We start from the raw sequence: 19,692 nt of genomic DNA, 5'->3' as shown, positions 1-19,692 counted from the left end.
CGGCCTGGTCCAGCACCACGTCCACGAACGCACTGCCCGTGCAGGTTCTCCGAGGAGCGGATCTGCGGTGCGACGACGAACGACAGCATGATGATCGTCGCGGCCGTCCCGACCATGCGGAAGCTCGCGAGCTTGGCGCGCTCGGTCGGCACCTGCGTCATCGCCGACGCGAGCGAGCCGTAGGGGATGTTCACGAGGCTGTACGCGAGGCCGAGCAGCGCGTACGTGACGTACGCGTAGATCAGCTTGCCCGTGCCGCCGAGCCCGCCGGGGACGGTGAACGTCGCGACGCTCAGCAGCAGCAGGGGTAGCGAGCCGAACAGGAAGAACGGCCGGAACTTGCCCCAGCGCGTCATGGTCCGGTCGACGACACGACCGGCGTAGATGTCGGCGAACGCGTCCCAGGCACGGACGACGAGGAACAGGGTGCCCGCGGCGGCAGGGCTGATACCGACGACGTCGGTGTAGTAGAGCACCAGGAACATCGACGTCATCGACTCGCAGCTCGCGACGCTCGAGCCGCTGGACGACGACGAGGCCGGAATCGTCCTCGACGTGGGCGAGGCACCGGACCGGCTGGCCGCGCAGGCAGCCCGCCTCGTCCGCGTGGGCCTCATCGGCGCTACTGCCGGGCGGAGCCGGCCGGGACGATCTCCAGCGCGTGCTCCCGGACGTGGTCGAGCGCTCGCTTGACCGCGCCGACGGTGACGACGTCACCGCCGAGGTCGGACGCGAGCACCTGGATCCCGGGCGGGTCGAGGTAGCGGTCGAGCTCGTGCCGCACGAGCGCGAGCAGCGGCTCGCACGACTCCGCGACGGCACCCGCGACGATCACGCGCTCGGGGTCGTAGATGCTCCCGAACGTCGCGACGACGCGTGCGAGCAGCGCGCCGGCGTGCTCGAGCACGCTCACGGCCAGCGGGTCCTCGTCGAGCGCGGCGGCGAACACGCTGGCCGCGTCGAGGGCCGCGGGGGCGAGCTCCTGCAGCACCGACCCGGTGTCGCCGTCGAGCCGGTGGAGCTGGGCGCGCGCGTCGTCGCGCACGATCGCGGCGATGCCGTCGGCGGACCCGACGCCCTCGACGAGGTCGAGGTAGCGCATCTCCCCCACGCCCCCGTGCGCGCCGCGCAGCAGCCGGCCGTCGTCGACGACGCCCGCGCCGAACCGCTCACCGGCGAGCAGCGTGACGTGGCAGCGCGCGTCCCGGCCGTGCCCGCGCCAGTGCTCGGCGACGGCCGCGAGGTTGGCGTCGTTGTCGGTGATCGCCGTCCAGCCGTGCCGCTCGCGCAGGCGGCCCCCGATGTCCGGGTTCATGCGTGCCCAGAAGGGGTTGTCCTGGAAGGCGGTCCGGCCGTCGCGGTCGACCGGTGCGGGGACGCCGACGGCGACCGCGAGCACCGCGCGCACCGGGGCACCCGCGTCCGCGAGCGCGTCGAGCGCGGCCTGCTCGATCAGGGCGAGCCGGTGCTCGGCGGTCCCGTCCTCGGCGGCGACGGGCAGCACGGTCCGCGCGAGCGGGGCCCCCCGCAGGTCGGTCACGGTCGCGGCGACCCGGTGCTGGCCCGCGTCGACGCCGACGACCACCCCAGCCCGCGCGTCGAACGCGTACCGGCGGGCGGGCCGCCCGCGCCTCGGATCCCCCGCGACGCGTCGGCTCTCGAGCTCCACGACCCAGCCCTGCGCGATGAGCTCGTCGCACACGTCGTGCACGGTGGCGCGCGACAAGCCCGTGGCCTCGATCAACGCCGACCCGGTGACCTCCGGGACGTCCCACACGTGGTCCAGGACGAGGCGCGTGCTGACCTCCCGCAGGCGCCGCGTCGAGACCGGGACCGTCTGCACCCTTGACCTCCTCCGCCGTCCCGCGTCACTCTAGTGCCACGCCTTAAATTTAGGCCGTACATCAAACAGGGGGACGGATGGGCTCGACGACGGTGCTCGGTGACGTGACGGCGGGTCTCCCGCACGAGGACGCCACGTGGTGGCGGCAGGCGGTCGTCTACCAGGTCTACCCGCGCAGCTTCGCCGACTCGAACGGCGACGGGATCGGCGACCTCCCCGGCATCACCGCCAAGGTCCCCTACCTGCGCCAGCTGGGCGTCGACGCCGTGTGGCTGAGCCCCTTCTACCCCTCCGCGCTCGCCGACGGCGGGTACGACGTCGACGACTACCGCGACGTCGACCCGCGCATCGGCACGCTCGCGCAGTTCGACGAGATGCGCGCCGCGCTGCACGCCGCGGGCATCCGCGTCGTCGTCGACATCGTCCCCAACCACACCTCGAACCGGCACGTCTGGTTCCAGGAGGCGCTCGCGTCGCCGCCCGGCTCCCGCGCCCGCGAGCGCTACGTCTTCCGCCGCGGGCTCGGCGAGCACGGCGAGCTCCCGCCGAGCGACTGGACGTCGACCTTCGGCGGGCCCGCGTGGCACCCCGTCGGCGACGGCGACTGGTACCTGCACCTGTTCGCGCCCGAGCAGCCCGACCTCAACTGGGCCGACGACGAGGTGCGCCAGGAGTTCCTCACGACGCTGCGGTTCTGGGCGGACCGGGGCGTCGACGGCTTCCGCATCGACGTCGCGCACGCGCTCGCCAAGGACATGGCCGAGCCGCTGCCCTCGCAGGCCGACCTCGACGCCGACATCTGGGGCGGCGCGCACCCGCTCGAGGACCGCGACGAGGTGCACGACATCTACCGCGAGTGGCGTCGCCTGTTCGACGAGTACGACCCGCCGCGCACGGCCGTCGCCGAGGCGTGGGTGCCCGCGCACCGCCGCTCGCGGTACGCCTCCCCCGAAGGGCTGGGCCAGGCCTTCAACTTCGACCTCCTCGAGGCGTCGTGGGACGCGGCGTCGTTCGCGTCGATCATCGACAAGAACCTCGAGCTCGCGCGCGAGTCGGGCGCGAGCTCGACGTGGGTGCTGTCCAACCACGACGTCGTCCGGCACGCGACGCGGTACGCCCTGCCCGAGGGCACGGACCTCGCCGCGTGGCTGCTGACAGACGGCACCGACCCGCGGCCCGACGAGGAGCGCGGCCGGCGCCGGGCGCGCGCGGCGACGCTGCTGACCCTCGCGCTGCCCGGCTCGGCGTACCTGTACCAGGGCGAGGAGCTCGGCCTCCCCGAGGTCGCCGACCTGCCCGCGGACGTGCTGCAGGACCCGACGTTCTTCCGGTCCGGCGGCGAGCAGAAGGGCCGCGACGGCTGCCGCGTGCCGCTGCCGTGGGCGTCGCACGGTCCCACGCTCGGCTTCGGCGGCGAGCACGCGCACCTGCCGGTGCCGGCGTCGTTCGAGCGGTTCGCGGTCGACCGGCAGGAGGGCGACGCGGACTCGACGCTCGCCTTCTACCGTCGCGCGCTCGCCGCGCGGCGTCGCCTGCAGGGCGCTGAGACGCTCACCTGGCTCCCCGACGTCCCCGCGTCCGTGGTCGCCTTCGTGCGGCCCGGTGGGTGGGCCTCGGTCACGAACTTCGGCACGACGAGCGTGCCGAAGCCCGCGGGGCAGGTCGTCGTGTCGAGCTCGCCGCTCGACGGCGACCGCGTCCCCGGGGAGACGACGGTCTGGCTCCGGCTCGAGGACGCGCCGGGCCGCTGACGACGGTCCGGGCGGGTGCCGCGGCACCCGTCCGACGGTGGCGGCAGCCCCTGCCGCCGCAGGACACCCGAGGGGAGACGACGCCGTGCCCACGACCAGGACCGCACGACCGCCCGCACCGCAGCCGCCGCCCGACCCGGGCGCCACCTCACCCCCGACGCTCGCGTCCCGCGACGTGTCCCGACGCGCGTTCCTGCGCGGTGTCGGCGCCGTCGGCGCGGGGCTGGCGCTGGGGGCCTGCAGCCGCGGGTCGGCCGGGTCGGGCACGACCGAGATCGTGTTCTTCCAGTCGAAGCCCGAGGTCATCGGCTACTTCGACGAGCTCATCCAGCAGTTCCACGACGCGCAGGGCAAGGTCCGCGTGCGGCACGACGCCACGTCGAACCTCGCGGGGTCGTTCGTGCGCGAGCGGCCGCCGGACATCGGCTGCCTCAACTACAACTTCGAGATCTCGCGCTACGTCGAGCGCGGCGTGCTGAGCGACCTCGGCGACATGCCGGAGGCCGGCCGCATCCTGCCCGGCCTGCAGCCGCTCATCGACGTCACGGCGACGTACCCGGACCGCACGAGCGTCATCCCGTACTCGCTCATGGCCGCGGCCGTGCTCTACAACCGCACGATCTTCGCCGAGCACGACCTGACGCCGCCGACGACGTGGGACGAGCTCGTCGCCGTGTGCGACACGCTGACGGCCGCCGGTGTCACGCCGTTCTACGGCACGTACAAGGACCCGTGGACCATCGCGCAGGGCCCGTTCGACTACTCCGTCGGCGGCCGGCTCGACACCACGAGGTTCTTCAACCAGCTCAAGCGCCAGGGCACGAACGTCGGCCCGGACTCGCCGGTGTCGTTCGAGAAGCAGTTCCTCGACCCCGTCGAGCAGATGCAGCAGCTGCTCCCCTACGACAACCCCGACGCGGCGAGCCGCGGCTACGGCGACGGGAACCTCGCGTTCGCGAGCGGCGAGGCCGCGATGTACCTGCAGGGGCCGTGGGCGATCGGGGAGATCGCGAAGACCGCCCCGGACCTCGACGTCGGCGCCTTCCCGCTGCCCATGACGGACGACCCGGCCGACCGCAAGGTGCGGGTCAACATCGACCTCGCGCTGTGGATCCCCGAGGGCTCGCGCAAGAAGGACGCGGCGCGGGAGTTCCTCGCGTTCCTCATGCAGCCCGAGGTCATCGACGCCTACAACGCGCACGCGCTCGGGTTCGGCGTCACGACCGACGCCGCTCCCGTCACGAACCCCACGCTGGTCGAGCTCCAGGAGTACTACGACCGCTCGGCGTTCTACCTGGGCGCCTCGCAGCTCGTGCCGCAGTCCATCCCGTTGCAGAACTACACGCAGTCGCTCGCGGCCGGTGCCGCGCCCGAGCCCGTGCTGCGCACGCTCGACGCCGACTGGCGGCGTCTGGCCTTCCGCTCCTGACGACGCTCCGCCGCACTCCCCGAACGGAGAACTCCATGGCCACCGCAGCCGCGACCCGGGCCCGCCGGAGCGACGTCGCTCCCCCGCGCCCGCCGACCACGAAGGGCCGTCCGCGGGTCAACCGGACCTTCTACCTCTTCCTCGTGCCCGCGCTCGTGCTGTTCACGCTGTCGATCACCCTGCCCGCGATCATGGGCATCACCCTGAGCTTCACCGACTCGGTCGGGTTCGGGGAGTTCCAGTTCACGGGCCTCACGAACTACCTGGCGCTGTTCTCCGACCCCGCGATCCGCAGCTCGTACGCGTTCACCGTCGGGTTCGCGCTCGTGACGGTCCTGCTCGTCAACGTCCTCGCGTTCCTGCTCGCGGTCGGTCTCACCGCGAAGATCCGCGCCAAGATCGCGCTGCGCGCGGTGTTCGTCCTGCCCATGGTCATCTCGGGCATCGTCATCGCGTACGTCTTCAACTTCCTGTTCTCGAACTCGGTCCCGCAGCTCGGCCAGGCGATCGGCGTCACCGCGCTCGAGCAGAGCCTGCTGGCCAACCCGGACCTCGCGTGGGTGACGATCGTCATCGTCACGGCGTGGCAGGCGATCCCGAGCGCGCTCCTCATCTACATCGCCGGCATCCTGTCGATCCCCGGCGAGGTGTACGAGGCCGCGGCCATGGACGGCGCGACGCCGATGCGGCGCCTGCTGTCGATCACACTCCCGCTCGTCGCCGGCTACGTCGTCATCAACATGGTCATCGGGTTCAAGAACTTCCTGAACGCCTACGACATCATCGTCGGCCTCACCAACGGCGGTCCCGGCACCGCGACCCGCAGCGTCGCGATGACGATCTTCACCGGCTTCACCGGCGGCGACTACGCCTACCAGATGGCCAACGCGACGATCTTCTTCCTCATCGCCGTCGTGCTCGCCGTCGTCCAGCTGCGCCTGACCCGCGGAAGGAACGCGTTCTGATGACTGCCCAGTCGCTCGTCACCACGACCCCCGGCCAGGTGCCCGTCCGCCGTCGCCGGCGCTTCCTCGGCCGCGGCGGGGAGGACCGCCCGAGCTGGGGCGCCACGATCACGCTGATCGTCTGCTCGGTCGCCGTGTTCCTGCCGCTGTACGCGACGCTCACGATGGCGTTCAAGACGACCGCGCAGTCCGTCGACGGCCAGGTCTTCTCGCTGCCGTCGCCGTTCAGCGTCGACGGGTTCGTCGAGGCGTGGAAGCTCACCGACTTCCCGCGCGGCTTCGCGATCTCCGTGTTCGTCACCGCCGTCACCGTCGTCGGCACCGTCGTGCTCGCGTCGTTCGCCGCCTACGCCATCGCCCGGAACTGGGACCGGAAGTTCTTCCGGTTCTCGTTCTTCTACCTGCTCGCCGCGATGTTCCTGCCGTTCCCGGTCCTCGCGCTGTCGCAGGTCAAGCTCACCGGCATGGTCGGCCTGGCCAACCCGGTCGGCGTCGCGCTGCTGCACGTGATGTTCCAGCTCTCGTTCAGCGTGCTGCTGTTCACGGCCTTCATCCGCGGCCTGCCCGAGGAGCTCGAGGAGAGCGCGCGGCTCGACGGCGCGACCACGTGGGTGGTGTTCCGGCACATCGTGTTCCCGATGATGGCGCCCATGAGCGCGACCGTCGCGATCTTCGCGTTCCTCGCCTCGTGGAACGACTTCATGATGCCGTCGCTCATCACCGCCGACTCGACGCTGCAGACCCTGCCGGTGCTGCAGAGCGTCTTCCAGACGCAGTTCAGCAGCAACTACAACGTCGCGTTCGCGTCCTACCTCATGGCGATGGCGCCCGCGATCATCGTCTACCTGTTCACCCAGCGCTGGGTCATGGCGGGCGTCACGCAGGGGGCGATCAAGTAGCCGCTACGTCCGCCTGCGCGCGCGGTGGCCGTCGTCCGGCGGCTGTCGGCGCCGGCGGGCACACTCAGGGGGCATGGGCACGGACCTCCCCTGGGTGCTGCACGTCGACCTCGACCAGTTCGTCGCGGCCGTCGAGGTGCTGCGCCGCCCGGAGCTCGCGGGCCGGCAGGTCGTGGTCGGCGGTCGCGGTGACCCGACCGAGCGCGGGGTCGTGTCGACCGCGTCGTACGAGGCGCGCGAGCACGGCGTGCGGTCCGGGATGCCGCTGCGGATCGCGGCGCGCAAGCTCCCCGACGCCGTGTTCCTGCCGGTCGACGCGCCGGAGTACGAGGCGGCGTCGGAGCGCGTCATGGCGACGTTGCGGTCGCTCGAGGTCGTCGTCGAGGTGCTCGGCTGGGACGAGGCGTTCCTCGGCGCCCGGACAGACGACCCCGAGGCGCTGGCGCGCCGCGCGCAGGAGGCGGTGCTCCGCGAGACACGGCTGCACTGCTCGGTGGGGATCGGCGACAACAAGGTCCGGGCGAAGATCGCGACCGAGCACGGCAAGCCCGCGGGCGTGTTCCGGCTGACCGCCGAGAACTGGTTCGAGGTCATGGGCGACCGCCCGACGATCGACCTGTGGGGTGTGGGGACCAAGGTGTCGAAGCGGCTCACGGCGCTGGGCGTCACGACCGTGCGCGAGCTCGCCGACTCTCCGGCCGACGCGCTGGTCGCCGAGTTCGGGCCTCGGATGGGCGTCTGGTACCACGACCTCGGGCACGGCCTGGGCCCGACGACGGTCGACGACAGCCCGTGGGTGCCGCGCGGCCACGGCCGGGAGACCACGTTCCAGCAGAACCTCACGTCGCCCGAGCAGGTCCGCGAGGCCGTGCGCGCGCTCGCGCGCGACGTCGTCGGGGACACGACGCAGGACGGGCGGCCGGTCGTGCGCGTCACGCTCAAGGTGCGGTACGCGCCGTTCGTCACGACGACGATGAGCCGCAAGCTCCCCGCCCCGACGACGGACGGCGCCACGGTCGTCGAGGCCGCCGCGACCCTGGCCGAGAAGATCGAGGACCGCGAGGTCCGGCTGCTCGGCGTCCGCGCGGACATGGCCCCACCCGGCGACGCCGACCCCGTCGAGCGCACGCCGGTGCGGGGCCGGATCTGACGCCGGGTGCCACGCTCGACGTCCGTCAGGCGGCGGGTGGGCAGGTCTGCCCGGAGAGGTCCTCCAGCGCGTCGTACGCACGGCCCTCGGCGGCCTTGTACTCCTGCTGCTCGGGGGTCGCGGAGAGCGCCGTGAGCTCCTCGAGCGTCACGACGTCGCCTGCGTACGCGGGCAGCATCGTCGCGAGCATCCGTGCGTACCCGCCGAGCGGCGCGACCAGGTCAGCGGCGCGGTCGACGTCGTCGGCCAGCGACGCGGACGCGTCGGCCACCCGCAGGCGCGCCGCCTGCTCGTCCACGAGCGTCGCCCGCTGCTCGGCGAGCGCGACCAGCGCGGCGGCCTGCCACGTCCCGTCCGGGCCCGGCAGCGGCAGCTCGCCCTCGGCGGAGACCTTCGCGCACACCCCCGCGGCGAGGTCGCGGACCCGCTGCGTCGGGACCTCCACCGTGAGGTACCAGGCCGCTCCCGCCGCGAGCACGACGGCCAGGACGACCCCGCCTCCGACGACCAGGGTGCGGTTCACCACGTTCGTGTGCACGGACGCGTCCACGTCCCCCCGCACACCGCGGATGCGCGGCGTGCTGGTGACGTGCGCGCGTGCCTTCCCGCGGCCCTCGATACGTTCGGAGACCTTGCGAGGGAACGACGGCGGCTCCCCCATCGTCCTCACCTGCTCTCGTCGGAAGAGTCACGGGTGAGGAGCGACCGCGCGCACCCGAGATACGGCGCGGTGCCCCTGCGCGCGGGGCCGACCGGAGCGGGCCGACGTCGGCCTGCGACCGTTCACGCCGGGCCGGGCGCTGCCGATAGGACGGTGCGGAGGTGTGCGTGCCCACGCTGGTCGAGGCCGTCTCGCTGCTCGCGGCCGTCGTGGCGACCGCGACGGGCGTCCTCGTCGTGCGCCGGCGGCGGACCTCCCCGCTCGCGCTGCCGCTCGCCGTGATGATGTTCGGCGCGTCGCTGTGGGCGACCGCGCGGGCGCTCCTGCACGTCGCGGAGGGCTCCGTGCCCGCGACGGTGACCCTGCACTACCTCGTCTTCCCGGGGGCCGCGGCCGTCGCGGGGGCGACGTTCTGGTACCTCGCGGTGCTGTCGGGCAGGCGCCTGCCCCGCCGTGCCCGCGCGCTGCTGCTCGTCCACCCGGCTCTCCTGGTCGTGGCGCTCGTGCTCGACCCGGTGCACGCGTGGTTCCTGCGTGTCGCCGTCGAGGGCGGGCGCGTGGAGATGGACGCGGGTCCGCTTTACTGGGCCCACACCGCCTACAGCTACGCGCTCATCGGCGCGGGCATCGTCCTGGCGCTGGGCGCCATGGTCCGCGCGGTGCCCGGCCATCGCCGGGTCTTCGGCGTGGCGGTGCTCGCCGCGACCATCCCGACGGTGGGCAACGTCCTGACGAACGTGGTCGCGGCGCGCACGGAGAACGTGCACCTGACGCCGGTGTTCTTCCTGGTGAGCGCCGCGATCTGGTGGTGGGTCGAGCGGTTCGGCGGACACAGCACCGTGGTGCCGGTGGCGACGCGGCAGGTGCTGGAGGTCATCAACGACGCGGTCGTCGTGCTCGACCCGCGCGGTCGCGTCCTCGACGCGAACCCCGCCGCAACCGCGCTGCTGGGCGCCCCCGACGGCAGCGGGCTCGACGTCGGCGCGGACGCGCCGTGGCGGGCGTACCTCGACGACGACCCGACGCGGCGGGACCGCGGGACCCTGACGGCCGCGACCGGGGCGGTGCTCGACGTGCGCGTCACGCCGATGACGGACCCGGTCGGCCGGGCGGCGGGCACCGTCGTGGTGCTGCGCGACGTCACCGAGCTCGAGCGGCTGCGGGCGGAGCTCGTCGAGCAGGCGACACGCGACGGCCTCACCGGCCTGCACAACCGCCGGGCGCTCGCCCAGCGGCTCTCGGACGCCGTCGACGAGGCCACCGCGAGCGGCCGGCCGCTGAGCATGGTGCTCCTCGACGTGGACCACTTCAAGGCCGTGAACGACACGCACGGTCACGCGGTCGGGGACGCGGTCCTCGTCGCGGTCGGCCGGGAGCTCGCGGCCTCGGCCGCGCGAGGCGAGACCGCCGCGCGGCTCGGTGGTGAGGAGTTCGTCCTGCTGCTCCCCGGCGTCGGCGCCCCGGAGGCGACGCGTCGGGCCGACGAGGTGCGAGCGCGCTGCGCTGGTCTCACCGTGCCGACCGACGGCGCGCCGGTCCGGCTGACGCTCAGCGCGGGCGTCGCGACCCTGGCGCCGGGCGAGTCGGCCGACGACGTGCTGCGCGCGGCGGACGACGCGATGTACGCGGCGAAGGCGGCGGGCCGCGACCAGGTCCGCGCGGCGGAGCCCACGACGACCTGACGCTCGAGACGCCGGGGCTCGCGGCTCAGGCGGCCGCGGGTGTCGTGTGCCGTTCGCGGTCGCCGGTCCGCTCGTCCGCGTCGCGGGCGGCGAACCAGAAGAAGACGAGGGACAGCACGCCCGCGACGATGACGAGGAACGCGAGCGGGTTGGTGCCGCCCGCCTGCTCCAGGGTGAAGACCGAGAAGTCCCACGCCCCGTGCAGCACCATCGCGCCGACCAGCGACCCGGTGACCCGCCGCACGATGTAGAACGTGAGGCCTTGGAGGAACGCCTGGCCGATCTGCGGGATCGTGTCGGCGACGGACTGACCGAGGACGATGTTGATCCCGTGCATCAGGCCGAAGCACAGGCTCGAGACCAGGGCGACCCAGACCTCGGCGGTGCTGCCGCGCAGGCCGACGAGCAGCACGCCGCGGGTGGTCAGCTCCTCCGTGAACCCGACGAAGACGCCCAGGGCGAGTGCCGCGACCACGAAGTCGAGGCTCACGGCCGACCACCGCGTGCCGGCGAGGTTGCCGATCACGGCGACCAGGAGCAGTGCGGGCGCGATGATCGTCCACTTCGCCCGGGTGGTGCGACGCTCGCGCAGGGCGGGCGGCCACCACCTCAGCCACGTCGTGACGACGGCGAGGACCACCGCTCCGACCACGAGGGACAGGACCGCTCCCCGCCACAGGTTCGAGGGCGACTCCCCGAACTCCGTGTAGGGGATCCTGCTGGCCTTCTGCACCACGACGACCACCAGGCCGTACAGGACCCACACGGCCAGGCCGATCCACGCCCGAGGCTGTACCCGCATCCGTGTTCCCCCTGCTCACGTGGTCGAGTCGACGTGCCCACCCTGGCAGGCCGTCCTTCCTCCCGCTCGGCGAGAGGTCGACGCTCGACCGGGGAGCGACCCGGCCTGGGGTCGTCAGCTCGCGCGTGACCGCCCCGTCCGTCGGGCGATCGAGACGACGAGCGGGATGCTGAGCACGCCGAGCAGCGTGAGCGCCGCGGCTCCCCAGACCGGCGGGTTCCCGCTGCTCGAGTCGGAGTAGCCCGCGGCGTAGAGCGCGAAGTCGGCCAGGAAGTGCAGCACGACGGCCAACCAGAGTCCGCCGCCTGCTCGCCGGCTGGCGTAGTAGATCGCCCCCAGGAACGAGGTCACGACCATCTGGATCAGGGTCGGGACCACCGGGGCGCCGTGCAGCAGGTTCAGAGCGTGCAGCGCGCCGAACACGAGGCAGGTGAGGAGGAACGCGGGCAGCTCGGACCAGGACCCGCGGGCTCCCGTGAGGAGGATTCCGCGCAGCGCGAGCTCCTCCGTGAGCCCGACCAGGAACGTCCCCGCCCCGAGCACCAGCAGGTAGCTGGGCGCCTGCCCCCAGTCGACCTGGCTGAGGTTCCCGGCGATGACCACGAGGTAGGCGGCCGGGAAGGCCCACCACCAGCGCGGCACACGCTGGCTCGGGGCCTCGCGCCAGACGGGCCTCCACCAGCCCGCCCGCCGGACGAAGGTCAGGAGCAGGACGGCGACGATCGTGAGCGGCAGCACGTGCGTCCGCAGGAACGCGAGCGTGGGGTCGTCGATGTCCCCGTCCCCACCGCCGGGGAGCAGGTCGTCGATCGTGACGAGGATCCCGTAGGCCGCGACCACGGCCAGGCCGACGAGCACCGTCGGGCGCACGCGTGGGCTCCCGTCCGTGCCCGTCCCGGTGTCACGCGGAAGCTCGAGCGCGTCCCTGTCCATACGGGTATGCAACACGAGAACCAGGCACGGCGCCGGACCGACGCGTGCACCCGGCGATCGTCCGGGCGGGTCGTCGCGACCCCTACACCCACTCGAGGAAGGGGTCCCCCGCCGCGACGCCGTCCCCCGGCCGGGCGTGGCGGGACAGCGAGCCGGGCTGCGCGTCGAGCGCGACCACGGGGCACACGGACGACCGGCCACCGGCTTCGACGGCGGCGGGGTCCCACGTGACGAGGACCTGGCCGGCGACGACCGCGTCGCCCTCGGCGACGAGCAGCGTGAAGCCCTCGCCGCCGAGCTGCACGGTGTTGATGCCCAGGTGGACGAGCACGCCCCGCCCGTCGGCGGTCTCGATCACGAACGCGTGCGCGTGGAGCTTCGCGACGGTCCCGTCGACGGGCGCGACGACCTCGGCGGGTGCGACCCGGGCCGGGTCGATCGCGAGCCCCGGACCGACGAGCTCCCCGGCGAACACCGGGTCGTCGACGTCCGTCATCGCGACGACGCGTCCGGCGACGGGCGCGAGGATCGGCAGGGCCATCAACGCAGGTCCTCGATGTCCGAGGCCAGCGTGTCCGCCTCCGGGCCGACGATCACCTGCACCGCGATGCCCGAGCGCACGACCGCGATCGCCCCGGCGGCCTTCAGCGCGGCGTCGTCGACGCGCGACGGGTCCTCGACCTCGACGCGGAGCCGGGTCACGCACGGCTCCAGGTCGAGGACGTTCGCGTCGCCGCCGAGCGCCGCGAGGATCTGCGCTGCCTTGCTCATCGTGGTGCTCCTTCGTCCGGGCGCCGGTCGTCGACCGGCGGTCTCACATCAGGTCGTCGAGGTCCGTGGCGATCGTGTCGGCGTTCGGGCCGACGACGACCTGCACGACACGGCCCGAGATCATCACACCGAACGCGCCCGCGGCGCGCAGGGCCGCCGCGTCGACGCGTGCGGTGTCCCGGACCAGCGAGCGCAGCCGGGTCGTGCAGGGCTCGATCTCGTCGATGTTCTCGACGCCGCCGAGCGCGGCCAGGATCGCCGCGGCCTGCTCCATGCCTTCCGGTCTCATGGGCGTTCTCCTCGTGCTGCCGCGGCGGCGGGGGCGTGCCGCGTCGTCGTGGGGGGCGTCGCCGGGTCGGCGGCGGGGGTCGGGACGTCGGTACGGGCGTCGCCGTCGCCGTCGGGCGACCGCCGGCGCGGCACGAGCGAGGGTCGCGGCGCACGCAGCGGCACCCAGACGCTGTACCGGTCGGCCCGGTAGCAGGAGCGGGAGTACATCGTCGCGCCCTGCGCGCTGTAGGTGCGGCGGGCGGCCCGCAGGACCGCGCGACGGTCGCCGAGGCCGAGCAGCGACGCCTCGGTGTCGGTCGCGTCGTCGGCGGAGAGCGTGTCCTCGCCCCACTCCGGGGCCAGGCCGCGGGCGCGCAGCGCGTCGTACATGCTGGGCGGCGCGCCACCGTCGAGCAGGTCGGGCGCGAGCGCGGCCGGGACCCACACCTGCTCGATGCTCATGGGGTCGCCGTCGGCGCTGCGCACCCGGTACAGGTAGTGCACCTTGGCGCGTGGCTCGAGCTCGAGGGCCGCGGCGACGTCGGGGGTCGCGGCGACGGTCTGCGCCGCGAGGACGGCCGTGGTCGGCTCCATCCCGCGGCGGCGCATCTCCTCGCCGAACGTCGTGAGGCGCATCTCGAAGTCCATGCGCTGCGGCGCGACGAAGGTGCCCCTGCCCTGCTCGCGGACCAGGACGCCCTCGGTGACGAGCGCGTCGACGGCTTGCCGGACGGTCATCCGGGACAAGCCGAACTGCTGGCACAGCGTGCGCTCGGACGGGATCGCGTCGCCGACGCGCAGGCCCTGAGCCACGAGCGCGACGAGGTGGTCGCGGACGGCGAGGTACTTGTGCGCGACGGGCGTGTCGTCGGCGTCGTCGCCGCGCGTCGGCTCGTCGTCGGCCCGCTGGTCCGCGTCCAGGTCCACTCCTCAGAACGGCTCGGCGGGCCGGCCACCCCGGAGACCAGGGGGCTCCGCGTCGTCGCGGTGTGACCCTTGACACATGATGAGGTCTAGACCACTCTGTGCGCAACTGGTCCAGACCAGGACACAGCGCGGCGCTCCACGACGCATCGGGTCCGCCGCCGGTCCCTCCCCCTCGGCCCCGCACGTCATCGACCCTCAACGAGGAGTGCTCCATGACCACCGCCGTCGTCGACCCCGTCGACACCCCGCGCAAGGGGATCCCCGGCCTCCCGCAGTTCCAGCGGATCGGCCGCTCCCTCATGCTCCCCATCGCGTCGCTGCCCGCCGCGGCGCTCCTCCTGCGGCTCGGGCAGGCCGACATGCTCGGCGCCGACGGGCTCGGCGCGCACGCGGCGTGGCTGCTGCCCGTCGCCGCCGTGCTCGCCTCCGCCGGTGACGCGCTCTTCTCGAACCTGCCCCTGCTGTTCGCGCTCGGCGTGGCGGTCGGCTACGCCCGCAAGTCCGACGGCTCGACGGGGCTCGCGGCCGTCATCGGCTACCTCGTGTTCAAGGGCGTCACCACGGCGCTGTCGCCGTTCATCCTCGGCGAGGCGGCCGAGGGCGAGAAGCAGGAGCTCATCAACTACGGCGTGCTCGGCGGCATCGTCATCGGCCTCGTCGCCGCGCTGCTGTACCAGAAGTACTACCGGATCAAGCTCCCGCCCTACCTGGCGTTCTTCGGCGGCCGACGGTTCGTGCCGATCGTCACGGCCGGTGCCGCCATCCTCATCGCGGTCGTCGCGGCGCTCATCTACCCCGCCTTCGACGCGGGCTTCACCGCGGTCGGCGAGTGGGTCACCGGCTCGACGATCCTCGGCGCGTTCGTCTACGGGACGGCGAACCGCCTGCTCGTCCCCATCGGCCTGCACCACCTGCTCAACTCGCTGCCGTGGTTCCAGTTCGGCGAGTACACCGACGCCAACGGCGACGTCTGGAACGGCGACATCGCGCGCTTCCTGCACGGCGACCCGACCGCCGGCACGTTCATGACGGGCTTCTTCCCGATCATGATGTTCGCCCTGCCCGCCGCCGCGCTGGCCATCGTGCACACGTCGAAGGCGAAGAACCGCAAGGTCATCGCAGGCATCATGGGCTCCGCCGCGCTCGTCTCGTTCGTCACCGGCGTGACCGAGCCGCTCGAGTTCGCGTTCGTGTACGTCGCGTACCCGCTGTACGCGATCCACGTGGTGCTCACCGGCACGTCGCTCGCGCTCACCAACGCGCTCGGCATCCGCGACGGGTTCGGGTTCTCGGCCGGCGCGATCGACTACGTGCTCAACTTCCGGATCGCCGAGCAGCCGCTGATGCTCATCCTCGTCGGACTCGGCTACGCGGTCGTGTACTACTTCCTGTTCCGCTGGGTCATCACGCGGTGGAACCTGCGGACGCCGGGTCGCGAGGACGACGACGTCGCCCCCGTCGACCCGACCGCCGACGTGGTCGACGTCCCGTCACCGCGCACGGAGAAGCCGGCGCCGCCCGCCGCGCCCGCGACCGACGCGGCGCGATGACCAGCACCGCTCTCGTCCTGCGCGGCGTCGGGGTCAGCCCCGGACGCCGCGCAGGCGTGGTCGCCCGCATGCCTGACCCGCTGCCCGCACCGTCGAGCGAGCCGCTGCCCCCCGGCACCGACCTGGCGGCGGCCGCCGACCGCGTCGACGCGGCGGCCGCGACCGTGCACGACGCGCTCCTGGCCGCCGCCGGGAGCGCGCGTGGCGAGGCCGCGCAGGTGCTGGCGGTGACCGCGGAGATGGCGGCCGACCCGACGCTCGTGGACGAGGCGCGCCGCCGCGTCCTCGAGGCGTCCGCGACGCCGCAGCGCGCGGTGTGGGACGCGGCCGCGGGCGTCGCCGAGCAGCTCGTCGCGCTCGGCGGCCTGTTCGCCGAGCGGGCGCGCGACGTCCAGGACGTGCGCGACCGCGTCGTCGCCACGCTCACGGGCGCCCCGGTGCCGGGAGTTCCCGACCGCGACGCGCCGTTCGTGCTGGTCGCGCGCGACCTCGCCCCGGCCGACGCCGCGCGCCTCTCCCCCGACCGCGTGCTCGCGCTCGTGACCGAGGGCGGCGGGCCGACGTCGCACACCGCGATCCTGGCCCGGTCGCTCGGCATCCCCGCGGTGGTCGCGGTCGCCGGGGCGGGCACGCTGCGCGACGGCGACAGGGTGCTCGTCGACGGCTCGCTGGGCGTCGTGACCCCCGACTCGGACGCCGACGCCGTCGAGCGCGCGAGCCGGCCGACGCGCCGGGCGACACGTCTGTCCGCGCCGGGCGCGACCGCCGACGGGCTGCCCGTCGTGCTGCTCGCCAACGTCGCCGACCCCGCCGGAGCCGCGGCCGCCGCGGCGGCCGGCGCCGAGGGCGTCGGGCTGCTGCGCACCGAGCTCGGGTTCCTCGGCCGGACCGCCGCGCCCGGGATCGACGAGCAGGTCGCCGCCTACCGGCAGGTGCTCGCGGCGTTCCCGGGCCGCACGGTCGTGGTGCGCACGCTCGACGCGGGCGCCGACAAGCCGCTCCCGTTCGTCACCGCGCCCGACGAGCCGAACCCCGCGCTGGGGGTCCGCGGGCTGCGCACCTCGTGGGAGCACCCGCAGGTGCTCGACGACCAGCTCGCCGCGATCGCCGCGGCCGCCCGGGAGTCCGACGCGCACGTGCGGGTCATGGCGCCGATGGTCGCGACCGCCGACGAGGCGCGCGACTTCGTCGAGCGCTGCGCGGCGCACGGGCTCGCGCAGGCAGGCGTCATGGTCGAGGTGCCGTCGGCGGCGCTGCGGGCACGGGACCTGCTGGCCCACGCGACGTTCGCGAGCATCGGCACCAACGACCTCACGCAGTACGCGATGGCCGCGGACCGTGAGCTCGCGCGCCTGGCCCGGCTGTCGACGTCCTGGCAGCCCGCCGTGCTCGACCTCGTCGCCGCCACGTGCGCGGGCGGCCTGCTCCGCGACCGTCCCGTCGGGGTGTGCGGTGAGGCGGCGGCGGACCCGGCCCTCGCGCCCGTCCTGGTCGGCCTCGGCGTGTCGTCGCTGTCCATGACCCCGCGCGCGCTGCCCGAGGTCGGCGCGGTGCTCGCGAGCGTGACGGCGGCGCAGTGCCGTGAGCTCGCGGAGGTCGCCCTCGCGGCCGACGGGGCCGACGCCGCGCGGGAGGCCGTGCGAGCCCGGCTGCCCGTGCTCGACGACCTCGGGCTCTGACGCCGAACTGGGTCGGGGCGGCGTCGTGCGGGACGCCGCCCCGACCTTCGTCAGTGGTCAGCTCGCGCGGTCGGCCCGCGAGGTCAGCTCACCGGTCGGCTCGCATGGTCAGCTCACGGCGGCGCGGCTGAGGAAGGTCTCGAGGGCGTCGAGCGAGGCGGCTGCCTCGTCGTCGTCGGCCTCGGTCGCGAGGGTCACCTCGTCACCCGCGCACACGCCCAGCGTGATGACGGACAGGATCGAACGTGCCGGTGCGGGCTTCGACCCGTCCTTCGCGATCGTCACCGGTGCGGGCTGTCGCGCGGCCTCCGCGACGAAGAGCGCGGCGGGCCGGGCGTGCAGGCCCTCCTCGATCGCGACGACGACGGAACGCTGCATGGCCTGCCTCCTGGCGGTCGACGGTGACACCGGCAGGCTACTGGTCTAGACCATGATGGTCCAGGCCGGGAGCGTCAGTGCCCGTCGTGCGACCAGTGCGGAGGATCCGACGCGAGCTTGTGGACACGGAACAGGTCGGCGCCGAGCCGGTGCAGCTCGGTGTTGCCCGCGCCAGTGCGCGGCCGGTCCGGGATCTCCCAGAGGTTGCCCGACCCCGGCAGCTTCAGCAGCAGGGTGCCTGTCCAGGTGATCGTCATGTCGATCGCGGTGCCGCGCGTGTGGTTCGACGTCAGGCTCGCGACGTGCGCCATGCGCGCGAGCTGCACCATCTCCATCGCCGCGTCCCGCGAGGCCTTCTCGCTCTCGTGCACCCAGTCGATGTCGACCCCGGACCGGGGCGGGACGTCCTCGGCCGCGACCTGACCGTGCGCGACACGCCACGCGTAGTGCATGAGGTACGCGCGGCTCGGGTGCCGCAGGGTGCTGCTGACGACGACGGACGCCTCCCCCCAGCGCAGTGCGTCGACGAACCGGCCGACCCGGTACCGGAAGTCCGGCGCGAGGTCCGCCAGGTCCCGGCTGTTCGAGAAGCGCGCGTTGTGCTGGCGCCACCACGTGGCGCCGCTGAGGTTCGACTTGGCGGGCACGGTCCCGCTCCTCTCGGTCGTGTCGGTATGTCGGTCGTGTCGGTGTGTCGGTCGCGTCGGTCGTATCGGTCGTGTGCGTCGTCCCGCCGTGGCGTCCGTCCGGCCCGACGTCAGGTCTGCAGGTCGACGAGGCGGCGCCCCAGGACCATGAGCGCGTCCTGCCGCCCGACGAGCCCGTGGAGCTGCACGACGCCCCCGGCGGTGCGGGGGTCGTCGCGCAGCGCGCGCAGCGCCTCGGACGGGGACCCGTCGGCGGCGGACGGCCCGAGGACGCCGGTCGCCGCGCCGACGGCCAGGACGTTGCGGGCGACGTCCTCGGCGTCGGAGAACCGCCGCCGCGACGCCGAGAGCTCGACGTCCAGGTCCTCGACCACCCGCTTCACGACGGCGACCGCCCGAGCCTGTCGGGCGGACCGCCGTTCGCGCGTCGCGGAGCCGCCGTCGGGGCCGACCCGCGCGGACCGGGCGGCGACGAGCTCGGCGCGCGCCGCGGCGACGCGCGAGCTCAGCGGCAGGCGGTTCTGACGCAGGGCCTCCTCGACCCGGACCAGCCAGCGGTCGACGGCCGGCTCGAAGTCCGCCGCCCGCGCGTGGAACCGGTCGAGGACGTCGGCGGCCTCCAGGAGCAGACCCTGGAGCTCCTCGTGCTGCAGCAGGCGAAGCATCGTCTACTCCGGGACCAGGCGTGACGCGTCGCCGCCGGCCTGCTCGACGACCGTCCACTCGACGGCCTCCTCGGTGAGCGTGAGGCTCAGCTCGAGGAGGTGGTCGCCGGCCTCGCGCAGCTGGGCGTCGGTCACCAGCACCTCGAGGCGTGGCGGCTGGACGCGAGCCTGGACGAGGGCGACCCGGAGCCGCTCCCGCAGGCGCGCCCGCAGGTCGTCGGCGGTCGTGCCCAGGCGCCCCAGCAGAACCCTCTCCGGCAGGGCCGCCGTGGCCACGGACGCGAGGTCCTCGGCCACGGCTCGCTCCCCGACGAGGTCGACGTCACCGGCGACGAGCGCGTCGATGCGCGCACCGACGACCCGGTCGAGCTCGCGTCGTGTGTCGTCGGGCAGCGTCGCCCCGAGCGCGGCGAGCTCGTCGTCGAGCACGGTCTGGAACGCGGGCCGCAGGCGTGACCCGTCGAGGACCCCGCCCACGGTCCCGGCGGTGACCCCGTCGAGCCGCTCGACGGCGACCGGGACACGGATCGTCAGCGTGGGCAGCCGGAACCGTGGCACCGGGAAGTGCTGGAGCAGCGGGTCGTGCGCGTACAGGTCCGCGACCCTGACCGCCTCGACGTCCCCCTGGACGCGGGCGAGGGCGATCTCACGGTTCAGCGCGCCCAGGAAGTCGCCGAGGTAGGCCATCGT

General features: G+C 73.8%; 21 protein-coding genes. 8 read left to right on the top strand and 13 right to left on the bottom strand.

The window, feature by feature from the left end; translation table 11 throughout:
* Together KOV94_RS20155 and KOV94_RS20150 are read right to left on the bottom strand one after the other, a co-directional pair.
* On the bottom strand, window positions 1–494 hold a 494-nt coding region (locus tag KOV94_RS20155; RefSeq protein ID WP_218053013.1), incomplete at its 3' end, for an MFS transporter.
* A 128-nt stretch (window positions 495–622) separates the two neighbouring features.
* A complete protein-coding gene (locus tag KOV94_RS20150; RefSeq protein WP_218053012.1) occupies window positions 623–1,843 on the bottom strand; it encodes an ROK family transcriptional regulator in 1,221 nt (406 codons plus the stop codon).
* A gap of 77 nt (window positions 1,844–1,920) precedes the next feature.
* On the opposite strand from KOV94_RS20150, the gene KOV94_RS20145 reads away from it, so the two are divergent.
* The 5 genes from KOV94_RS20145 (at window position 1,921) to KOV94_RS20125 (ending at window position 8,037) form a co-directional block, all read left to right on the top strand.
* Complete coding sequence (locus tag KOV94_RS20145; RefSeq protein ID WP_218053011.1) at window positions 1,921–3,594, top strand: glycoside hydrolase family 13 protein; 1,674 nt, start codon at window positions 1,921–1,923, stop codon at window positions 3,592–3,594.
* Between the two features lie 175 nt (window positions 3,595–3,769).
* Window positions 3,770–5,023, top strand: coding sequence for an ABC transporter substrate-binding protein (locus tag KOV94_RS20140; protein ID WP_372449509.1), 1,254 nt, complete (start codon window positions 3,770–3,772; stop codon window positions 5,021–5,023).
* 35 nt (window positions 5,024–5,058) lie between these two features.
* Window positions 5,059–5,988: a carbohydrate ABC transporter permease gene (locus KOV94_RS20135; protein ID WP_200829706.1), complete on the top strand. Its 930-nt coding sequence runs from the start codon at window positions 5,059–5,061 to the stop codon at window positions 5,986–5,988.
* On the top strand, window positions 5,988–6,887 hold the full coding sequence (locus KOV94_RS20130) for a carbohydrate ABC transporter permease (protein WP_218053009.1): 900 nt from the start codon (window positions 5,988–5,990) through the stop codon (window positions 6,885–6,887). Before KOV94_RS20135 ends, KOV94_RS20130 begins: the two co-directional genes overlap by 1 nt.
* Window positions 6,888–6,960: 73 nt before the next feature.
* On the top strand, window positions 6,961–8,037 hold the full coding sequence (locus KOV94_RS20125; protein ID WP_218053008.1) for a DNA polymerase IV: 1,077 nt from the start codon (window positions 6,961–6,963) through the stop codon (window positions 8,035–8,037).
* A 25-nt stretch (window positions 8,038–8,062) separates the two neighbouring features.
* Here the strand turns inward: KOV94_RS20125 and KOV94_RS20120 are convergent, their stop codons facing one another.
* Window positions 8,063–8,575, bottom strand: coding sequence for a hypothetical protein (locus tag KOV94_RS20120; protein WP_218053007.1), 513 nt, complete (start codon window positions 8,573–8,575; stop codon window positions 8,063–8,065).
* A gap of 290 nt (window positions 8,576–8,865) precedes the next feature.
* On the opposite strand from KOV94_RS20120, the gene KOV94_RS20115 reads away from it, so the two are divergent.
* Window positions 8,866–10,380 carry a sensor domain-containing diguanylate cyclase gene (locus KOV94_RS20115; RefSeq protein ID WP_218053006.1) on the top strand — a complete coding sequence of 505 codons (1,515 nt, stop codon included), beginning with the start codon at window positions 8,866–8,868 and terminating at the stop codon, window positions 10,378–10,380.
* A 25-nt stretch (window positions 10,381–10,405) separates the two neighbouring features.
* Here the strand turns inward: KOV94_RS20115 and KOV94_RS20110 are convergent, their stop codons facing one another.
* From KOV94_RS20110 to KOV94_RS20085, 6 genes are all read right to left on the bottom strand, one after another.
* On the bottom strand, window positions 10,406–11,182 hold the full coding sequence (locus tag KOV94_RS20110) for a CPBP family intramembrane glutamic endopeptidase (RefSeq protein ID WP_218053005.1): 777 nt from the start codon (window positions 11,180–11,182) through the stop codon (window positions 10,406–10,408).
* Between the two features lie 114 nt (window positions 11,183–11,296).
* On the bottom strand, window positions 11,297–12,052 hold the full coding sequence (locus tag KOV94_RS20105) for a CPBP family intramembrane glutamic endopeptidase (protein WP_160142878.1): 756 nt from the start codon (window positions 12,050–12,052) through the stop codon (window positions 11,297–11,299).
* Window positions 12,053–12,197: 145 nt separating this feature from the next.
* The gene (locus tag KOV94_RS20100; RefSeq protein ID WP_218053004.1) at window positions 12,198–12,656 is read right to left on the bottom strand and encodes a PTS sugar transporter subunit IIA; all 459 of its coding nucleotides are present in this window, start codon (window positions 12,654–12,656) and stop codon (window positions 12,198–12,200) included.
* Entirely contained in the window at window positions 12,656–12,886 is a 231-nt protein-coding gene (locus KOV94_RS20095; RefSeq protein ID WP_218053003.1) for a PTS sugar transporter subunit IIB, read from the bottom strand. Before KOV94_RS20095 ends, KOV94_RS20100 begins: the two co-directional genes overlap by 1 nt.
* A gap of 43 nt (window positions 12,887–12,929) precedes the next feature.
* Complete coding sequence (locus KOV94_RS20090; protein WP_168679346.1) at window positions 12,930–13,175, bottom strand: PTS sugar transporter subunit IIB; 246 nt, start codon at window positions 13,173–13,175, stop codon at window positions 12,930–12,932.
* Window positions 13,172–14,083, bottom strand: a complete 912-nt coding sequence (locus tag KOV94_RS20085; RefSeq protein ID WP_308160691.1) for a GntR family transcriptional regulator — start codon at window positions 14,081–14,083, stop codon at window positions 13,172–13,174. Before KOV94_RS20085 ends, KOV94_RS20090 begins: the two co-directional genes overlap by 4 nt.
* A gap of 212 nt (window positions 14,084–14,295) precedes the next feature.
* Between KOV94_RS20085 and KOV94_RS20080 the strand changes: the two genes are divergently transcribed.
* Together KOV94_RS20080 and ptsP are read left to right on the top strand one after the other, a co-directional pair.
* Window positions 14,296–15,633, top strand: a complete 1,338-nt coding sequence (locus tag KOV94_RS20080; RefSeq protein ID WP_218053002.1) for a PTS transporter subunit EIIC — start codon at window positions 14,296–14,298, stop codon at window positions 15,631–15,633.
* Window positions 15,630–17,312: a phosphoenolpyruvate--protein phosphotransferase gene (ptsP, locus tag KOV94_RS20075; RefSeq protein ID WP_218053001.1), complete on the top strand. Its 1,683-nt coding sequence runs from the start codon at window positions 15,630–15,632 to the stop codon at window positions 17,310–17,312. Before KOV94_RS20080 ends, ptsP begins: the two co-directional genes overlap by 4 nt.
* 108 nt (window positions 17,313–17,420) lie before the next feature.
* Here ptsP and KOV94_RS20070 read toward each other — a convergent pair whose 3' ends face one another.
* The 4 genes from KOV94_RS20070 to KOV94_RS20055 all read right to left on the bottom strand — a co-directional run bounded on the left by KOV94_RS20070 (window position 17,421) and on the right by KOV94_RS20055 (window position 19,689).
* A complete protein-coding gene (locus KOV94_RS20070; RefSeq protein ID WP_124342667.1) occupies window positions 17,421–17,690 on the bottom strand; it encodes an HPr family phosphocarrier protein in 270 nt (89 codons plus the stop codon).
* Window positions 17,691–17,764: 74 nt separating this feature from the next.
* The gene (locus KOV94_RS20065) at window positions 17,765–18,337 is read right to left on the bottom strand and encodes a hypothetical protein (protein WP_218053000.1); all 573 of its coding nucleotides are present in this window, start codon (window positions 18,335–18,337) and stop codon (window positions 17,765–17,767) included.
* Window positions 18,338–18,447: 110 nt separating this feature from the next.
* Window positions 18,448–19,002 (bottom strand): hypothetical protein, encoded by a 555-nt coding sequence (locus KOV94_RS20060; RefSeq protein WP_124342669.1) that lies wholly within the window; start codon window positions 19,000–19,002, stop codon window positions 18,448–18,450.
* A 3-nt stretch (window positions 19,003–19,005) separates the two neighbouring features.
* Entirely contained in the window at window positions 19,006–19,689 is a 684-nt protein-coding gene (locus KOV94_RS20055) for a hypothetical protein (protein WP_218052999.1), read from the bottom strand.
* Between the last annotated feature and the right edge of the window lie 3 nt (window positions 19,690–19,692).

Source organism: Cellulomonas algicola, from assembly GCF_019024305.1.
Lineage (GTDB): Bacteria > Actinomycetota > Actinomycetes > Actinomycetales > Cellulomonadaceae > Cellulomonas > Cellulomonas algicola.
The sequence above is the reverse complement of the archived record's forward strand: the minus strand, read 5'-3'. Positions and strand labels throughout refer to the sequence as shown.